Annotated in this window: 1 pseudogene; it reads right to left on the bottom strand. The window is 66.4% G+C overall.

From position 1 onward, the window contains the following. A pseudogene (locus D9599_RS30675) lies at positions 1–983 on the bottom strand (IS3 family transposase); the annotation flags it as partial. Positions 984–1049 lie beyond the last annotated feature (66 nt).

Here is a 1049-nt window from a genome sequence, read left to right as displayed (position 1 = left end):
CACCTCGGCGTTGAGCAGCTCATCGCGGAGCTTGCCGTTGAAGCTCTCTACATAGCCGTTCTCCCACGGACTGCCCGGCTCGATGAACGCTGTCCTGGCACCCACGCCCGTGATCCAGCCTTTCACGGCGGTGGCGGCGAACTCGGGCCCGTTGTCCGAACGAACATGACCCGGCACGCCGCGCAGGATGAACAGGTCGGACAGCACGTCGATGACGTCGGCGGCCCCCAGTCGTCGGCCCACTCGGATCGCCAGGCATTCGCGGGTGAACTCGTCCACGACATTCAGCATCCGGAACTTGCGCCCGTCCCGGGTGCGGTCCTCCACGAAGTCATACGCCCACACATGGTTCGGCCGCTCCGGCCGCAGCCGCACGCAAGAGCCGTCGTTGAGCCACAGCCGCCCGCGCTTGGGCTGCCGGGCCGGTACCTTCAGCCCTTCACGGCGCCAGATGCGCTCAACCCTCTTGTGGTTGCACCGCCAGCCCTCGGCCCTGAGCAGTGCGGTGATCCGACGGTACCCATAGCGCCGGTATTGCCGGGCCAGGTCGATGATGCTTGCTGTCAGTGCCACCTCGTCGTCCGCCTGCCTCGGCACCTTCCGCTGCGTCGAGCGGTGCTGACCGAGCACCTTGCAGGCAAACCGCTCCGAGACGTCCAGTTCCTTGGTGACGTGCTCGACGCAGGCGCGACGACGGGCGACGCTCACCAGTTTCCCGAGGCGGCTTCCTTGAGCACCAGCTTCTCGAGTGTCAGGTCCGCCACCGCCTTGCGGAGCCGTCCGTTCTCCTGCTCCAGCTGCTTCAGTCGCTTCACCTGGTCCACCTTCAGGCCGCCATACTCGCTCCGCCAGCGATAGTAGCTCTGCTCCGTCACCCCGATCGTGCGCACCGCCTCGGCCGTGGTCTTGCCTTGCGCCAGCAACACCTCAACCTGCCGCAGCTTGGCCACGATCTCCTCCGGCTTGTGGTGCTTCCTTCCCATCCCAACACCCTCCACGGTTCCGCCGGGCTCACTCTACCGGCGGACCGCTTCTAAGGGGGAAGGTCA

The sequence above is a fragment of the Roseomonas sp. KE2513 genome (assembly GCF_016107305.1).
GTDB lineage: Bacteria > Pseudomonadota > Alphaproteobacteria > Acetobacterales > Acetobacteraceae > Roseomonas.
Note: the sequence above shows the minus strand (reverse complement) of the source record. Positions and strands in the feature narration are given on the sequence as shown.